The organism is Romboutsia sp. (assembly GCF_035470145.1).
Classification (GTDB): domain Bacteria; phylum Bacillota; class Clostridia; order Peptostreptococcales; family Peptostreptococcaceae; genus Romboutsia_D.
On the sequence record NZ_DATIRC010000189.1, the window covers coordinates 1 to 4,177 of the forward strand.

Consider the following 4,177-nt stretch of genomic DNA (forward strand, 5'->3'; position numbering starts at 1 on the left):
TAAAAACGAAGAAATTAAATTAGAATACTTTCAACTATGATCGATATAAATAATAGATCTATAAAGTGTTTAAATTATAAGAAACTTTATGAAATCTTTTCTTTTGTATAATAAGAGAGTGCCGGACGTGAGTTGAAAAACTATCAGATAATAAGAATTTTTAAAAAAATATTGACAGATATTATCTAGGGGTATATACTCTATTTTATAATAAAAATAAATTTTAAATGCGATGATAAGAAATAGTAAAAATAAGTTATCTTAAAACAGAGAGTTTCCGGTTGGTGAGAGGAGCATTAGATTTTATTTTGAACACATCTTTGAGCAGAACACCGAAAGAATTGTATTTGAGTAGGCTGTTTCCGGTATCCTTGCACCCGTTATAGTGCTAGAGTATAAACATTTATTTGTCGTACTTAAAGAGGTTAGTGTCGCAAGGCACTAATAAATAAAGGTGGAACCACGTGAGTTAGCTCCCGTCCTTTAGCTATTAAGCTAGAGGCGGGAGCTTTTTTAATATAATTTTTTATGCGCGCTAAGATTTTATATTAATACGTTTATCCTAAAGATTCTATAAATAATTGATAAATAATAGTTTACTAAATACAATAAAAATTAAAATTACATTTTGGAGGAAAAAATTATGAAAAATATATTCAAAAAATTAGCGATAGTTTCAATGGTTGCAATATCAACATTTGGAGCGATAGGTTGTTCAAAAGAAAGTAAAAAGGATGATAATATAAATGCTGAAAAAAGAGAAGAAGTTATAGTAGGTTTAGACAATACTTTTGTACCAATGGGATTTTTAGATGAAAATGGAGAAATAGTAGGATTTGATGTTGATTTAGCAAAGGAAGTATTTAAAAGATTAGATATGAATGTTAAGTTTCAACCTATAGATTGGGCAATGAAAGAAACAGAACTGAATTCAGGAAATATTGATGCTATATGGAATGGATACTCTTTATCAGAGGAAAGAAAAAAGATTGTATCATATACAGAACCATACTTAGAAAATAAACAAGTTATAGTGACAATGAAAGATTCTAATATAAAAAATAAAACAGATTTAAAAGGTAAGAAATTAGGAACTCAACAAGGATCTACAGCTTTAGACGCTATAGAAAAAGAAGTAGATGTTGTTAAGAGCTTAGATAAAGGGGCTCCAATACTGTATGATACTTATGATAATGCGATTAGAGATTTAGAAGTAGGGAGAACTGATGCTATAGTATCTGACGAAATTTTAGTTAGATATTATATAAGTAAAAAAGGAGAAGAAAAATATAATATATTAGAAGATAACTTTGGAGAAGAAAGTTATGTAGTAGCATTTAAAAAAGATAATACTCAACTTAGAGATAAGGTTAATAATACTTTAAAAGAGATGAAAAATGACGGAACTTTTGATGAAATCTATAGTAAGTGGTTTAAATAAAATGAAATAATACAAGCATCGAGAGGAGTAACTAAAAATGATTGAAGGAATTAAAATAGTTTTATCAGTATTCATTTTAACATTAGTAATATCAATACCACTTGGTATAATAATTTCTTTTTTAAGAAATTCTAATAATAAATTAATAAGCACGATTACACAAGGATATATACTTGTAATGAGAGGAACACCTTTACTTTTACAATTAATATTTATATTCTTTGGATTACCAATACTAGGAATTGTATTTGATAGGTTTACAGCGGCAATAGTTGCATTTTCTTTAAATTATGCAGCATATTATGCAGAAATATTCAGAGGTGGTTTGCAGTCTATAGATAAAGGTCAATATGAAGCATGTTTAGTTTTAGGATACGATAAGTTTAATATGTATAGAAGAATAATATTTCCTCAGGTTATAAAAAGAATATTACCTCCAATGGCAAATGAAGTAATTACCCTGATAAAAGATACATCATTAGTTTATATACTAGGACTTAATGATATTTTAAGAATAGCTCAAATAGCATCTAATAGAGAAGTTAGTTTAATGCCTTTAATGAGTGCAGGGTTAGTATATCTTATACTTGTAGGAATTATTACACAAGTATTTAAGGTTATTGAAAACAGATATTCATATTATAGGGGGTAGTATATATGTTAAAAGTTAATAATTTAAATAAATCATTTAATAATAATAAAGTTCTTAATAATATTTCGTTTGAGTTAAATGAAGGAGAAATAGGTGTTTTACTTGGTAAATCAGGTGCAGGAAAAACTACTATACTTAGATGTATAAATGGACTTGAAAGTTTTGATAGTGGCCAAATTATAGTGGATAAAGAGACTATAAACACTTCTAAAGATATATCTAAGTTAAGAGGTAAGATAGGAATGGTATTTCAAAATTTCAACCTATTTCCTCACTTATCGGTACTTGAAAATATAATACAATCACCTGTAAATGTATTTAAAGTTCCAAAACAAGAAGCTATAAATAGTGCAAAAGAACTTTTAAGATTAGTAGATTTAGAAGATAAAATAGATTCATATCCATGTGAATTATCAGGAGGTCAACAACAAAGAGTAGCAATAGCAAGAGCGTGTGCGTTAATGCCAAAAGTACTTTGCTTTGATGAACCAACTTCAGCATTAGATAAGGATACTATAAAAAAAGTTGTTAATATAATGAAGAAATTAAAAGTAAAAGGTATGACAATACTTATAATTACACATGATGTTGATTTTGCAAATGAAGTATCTGATAAAATAATAAATATTAATAATGGAGAAGTTGAATATATTAAATAAGTATTAGAACATGATTATATAGTAGTCAAATAAATTAAAGAAGGTATTATGCCTTCTTTTTTTGTGTTTAATTTATGATTTTAATAGCAAATGTGAAAAAAAACTATAGACTAAGTGTAACATAAGTGTTATTATGTGTGTATATACAATATACACACTGTATATACAGTGTATTGAAATCGAGGTGATAAATTGAATATAAATATAAGTAATTCATCAGCGGTACCTTTGTATGAACAGATACAAAACCAAATTAAAGCTCAAATATTAAATGGAGATTTAAAGCCAGGGGAAGGATTACCGTCTATAAGAAATTTAGCTAAAGAGCTAAAGGTAAGTATAATAACTACAAAGAGAGCTTACGAAGAATTAGAAAAAGAGGGTTTTACAGAAACTGTTACAGGAAAAGGGACTTTTGTAGCACATCAAAATACTGAAAGACTAAAAGAAATGGCTATGTATGAAATTGAAAGTAAACTAGAGGAAATAATAAGGCAGGCTAAATCTGTTGGAGTAACTTTAGAAGAAGGACTAGAAATATTTAAAAGTATTTATGAAGAAGTATAAGGAGGTTAGGGTATGAATGGAATAGAGATTAGAAATTTAAACAAAAATTTAAATGAATTTGAATTGAGTATAGATAATTTAGAAATAAAAAAAGGATTTATAACAGGTTTTATAGGGCCTAATGGTAGTGGGAAAACAACTACTATAAAATTAATTATGAATATGCTATTTAAAGATAGTGGAAGTATAAAAATATTTGGAAAAGAATATAAAGTAGATGATATAAGTAAAAAAGAAGTTATTGGATATGTGGGAGATATACCTGGATATGTACCTGAATCAAAACTTAAAGATATAAAAAAAGGAGTATCTATTTTTTATAAAAATTGGGATGAAAAACTATATAAAAAGTACTTAGAACAATTTAAACTAAATGAAAATAAACCATATAAGGAACTTTCAAAGGGACAACAAAAGAAATTTGAACTTACGATGGCGCTTTCTCATCATCCAAAATTAATAATAATGGATGAACCAACAGCAAACTTAGATCCTTTAGTTAGAAATGAATTTTTAGAAATATTACAAGAACATATAGAAAGAGAAGAAGCAACTGTGTTTTACTCAACACATATAACATCAGACTTAGATAAGGTATCAGATTATTTAGTATTTATATATGATGGGAAAATAATACTTCAAGGGGAAAAAGATATTATATTAGAAAAACACAGAATTATAAGAGGTAATAGAGGATTGCTAGATGATGATACAAAAAGGGAATTAGTATCTTTCAATGAAAATTCTTTTGGATTCGATGGATTAACTTCAAACGTCAAATCTGCTTATGAAATATTTGGTCAAGAAGTAGTTTATGATAAAGCAAATTTAGAAGATATATTAATGTATTATACAAGG

General features: G+C 27.0%; 5 protein-coding genes and 1 other annotated feature. All 5 genes read left to right on the top strand.

The window, feature by feature from the left end; all coding sequences use genetic code 11:
• Window positions 1–223 precede the first annotated feature (223 nt).
• Window positions 224–487 (top strand) — a binding site (T-box leader).
• 156 nt (window positions 488–643) lie between these two features.
• Window positions 644–1,441 (top strand): amino acid ABC transporter substrate-binding protein, encoded by a 798-nt coding sequence (locus VLM92_RS08050; RefSeq protein WP_325275823.1) that lies wholly within the window; start codon window positions 644–646, stop codon window positions 1,439–1,441.
• Between the two features lie 37 nt (window positions 1,442–1,478).
• Window positions 1,479–2,093 carry an amino acid ABC transporter permease gene (locus VLM92_RS08055; protein ID WP_325275824.1) on the top strand — a complete coding sequence of 205 codons (615 nt, stop codon included), beginning with the start codon at window positions 1,479–1,481 and terminating at the stop codon, window positions 2,091–2,093.
• 5 nt (window positions 2,094–2,098) lie between these two features.
• Window positions 2,099–2,752, top strand: coding sequence for an amino acid ABC transporter ATP-binding protein (locus VLM92_RS08060; protein ID WP_325275825.1), 654 nt, complete (start codon window positions 2,099–2,101; stop codon window positions 2,750–2,752).
• A gap of 192 nt (window positions 2,753–2,944) precedes the next feature.
• Complete coding sequence (locus VLM92_RS08065; RefSeq protein WP_325275826.1) at window positions 2,945–3,319, top strand: GntR family transcriptional regulator; 375 nt, start codon at window positions 2,945–2,947, stop codon at window positions 3,317–3,319.
• 12 nt (window positions 3,320–3,331) lie between these two features.
• Window positions 3,332–4,177: ABC transporter ATP-binding protein (locus VLM92_RS08070; protein ID WP_325275827.1), on the top strand; the 846-nt coding region annotated here is incomplete at its 3' end.

What these genes read in the sequence shown, in the direction of transcription:
- VLM92_RS08050 (WP_325275823.1), top strand. Translation starts at nt 644, where the DNA reads ATGAAAAATATATTCAAAAAATTAGCGATAGTTTCAATGGTTGCAATA.
- VLM92_RS08060 (WP_325275825.1), top strand. Translation starts at nt 2,099, where the DNA reads ATGTTAAAAGTTAATAATTTAAATAAATCATTTAATAATAATAAAGTT.
- VLM92_RS08055 (WP_325275824.1), top strand. Translation starts at nt 1,479, where the DNA reads ATGATTGAAGGAATTAAAATAGTTTTATCAGTATTCATTTTAACATTA.